Origin of the sequence: Brevibacterium sp. UMB1308A, assembly GCF_030230605.1 — a bacterium.
GTDB lineage: Bacteria > Actinomycetota > Actinomycetes > Actinomycetales > Brevibacteriaceae > Brevibacterium.
Window position 1 is genome coordinate 1 of record NZ_JASPDO010000055.1, and the last position, 1,767, is coordinate 1,767.

Annotated in this window: 2 protein-coding genes; one reads left to right on the top strand and one right to left on the bottom strand. The window is 55.9% G+C overall.

What is annotated here, in order from left to right:
- The coding region (locus QP868_RS11995) for a hypothetical protein (RefSeq protein ID WP_284926788.1) at positions 1 to 195 on the bottom strand (195 nt) is incomplete at its 3' end.
- On the opposite strand from QP868_RS11995, the gene QP868_RS12000 reads away from it, so the two are divergent.
- On the top strand, positions 176 to 1,767 hold a 1,592-nt coding region (locus QP868_RS12000; RefSeq protein WP_284926789.1), incomplete at its 3' end, for an HNH endonuclease signature motif containing protein. The genes QP868_RS11995 and QP868_RS12000 overlap by 20 nt on opposite strands.

The window sequence follows — 1,767 nt, forward strand, 5'->3', positions numbered from 1 at the left end:
TGGGTCTGTGGGTGTGGATGATGTGGTGGCGTGTGTGGTGTTGCCTACGGGTGAGGTGGCCACAGTGGCCAGTGTCGAACGCGTGGCTGATGAGTTGCCAACCCCGACTGAAGGGGTGTTGGCGAAGCTTTTAGATTGCACACGATCCCAACTCATAACCCGGTTACGCAAGATCATGACAGCGGTCGTGCTCATGCCCAAACTCTGGTCCCTTGCCAAGGCTGGTGTGGTCAGCTTCGATCGGGTCTTGTATACGGTTGGCAGGGTGGTTCGTGCTGGGGTGTGTATCCCGGTGTTTGATGACATGCTCACCAACAAACCCGTGAACGTGCCATGGAAAACCTTTAGACGCCACGTCAACGAAATCCTCGCCATGCTCACCACTCCTGAAACCCAGGTAGAGAACGCGAAGCGTAACCGGGGTGTGTCGTATTGGGTGAATGATGACGGGACAGCCACGTTGAGTCTTACTGGTCCGGTGTTGGAGATGGAAGCGTTTTACCAACGGGTGCGTGGGACTGCTAGGGCGATCCTGGCAAACCACATAGAACCCTTTACTGCCACGTTGACGGATGAACAACAAGCCTTGTTCATTACCGAAAACAATGGGGACACCACTGAAGTGCGGGTTGGTGATTTGGGTCGGGTTGAGGTTGATGATGACCGGCTCATGGACCAACTCACCCTGGACTTGATTACCGGGGCTAAACCCTCAACCACGTTACGTGTCCGCGTGGTCCCGACGGGTAAACACGCCCCCATCAAAGTCACCTACACCACGCCAGATAGCCCGAGCACGGAAGATGCCAGTGGTGTTGGTGGTTCTGTGTGGGCTGAGAAGTGTGAAGCCAGGCAGGCGGAGGACGTGTACGAGCTTGAGTTGTGCGTGTCGATGCCTGAAAAAGAAGAATGGTTAAAAGCCCAAGCCGGTATCACTGTCACAGTCCCAGTGCTTCACTTCCTCACGCACCTACCACCACCAGGCACGGCGAGAAGACCTCAGGGGCAGAGGCCTGAGAGACAACGACCCGGAAAAGACCCCGGGGCAGACAAACACAGACCCGAAAACCAAGATTCCGGAAGATATGAAACCGAAGATCGACAATCCGGAAGAATCCACGAGTCCAGAAAACAAGGAACTGAAGAGCAAGCTTGTGAGGACCAAGGGAGCAGTGCGCCACCAGGGGCTGATGCGCCACCGAGTGGTGGAGAAACCGTAAACCCGGAAGATTTCTTGAACACCGCGGAACGCCTGATAGCCGGTGAGCCCCTGGGGGCAAGTGCGCCTGTGGGTGCGGGTAGTGGGCTTGATTTTGGGTTGCCGATCAAGGTGGACCCAGATGCGCGGGTTCCGGTGATGATGAATGGCCGGGTGCCATTAGACGTAAAGACTGCTGACGGATTGATCTCGCAGGCGAAGTGGGTGTACCGAATGTTCACCGACCCCGAAACCGGGGTAGTCCTGGAATCCACACCGACGAAGTATTACATCCCAGCAGCTCTGAAACGCATGGTTGAAGCCAGGCATCCTGATTGCAGTGCCCCGTGGTGTGCCACACCTGCCAGAGTATGCGAAAAGGACCACATCGAACCGTTTAACCATGATGACCCTGAGTCAGGTGGGTTGACTGTGATGGAGAATTTGCACCCGTTGTGTAAGCGGCATCATCAGGAAAAAACCCAGAAACGCTTACGCGTCGACAAGATGGATGACGGTTCCCTGGCGTGGGTGTTCCCACGGATTGGTGCCATGCTGGTCTACCCACC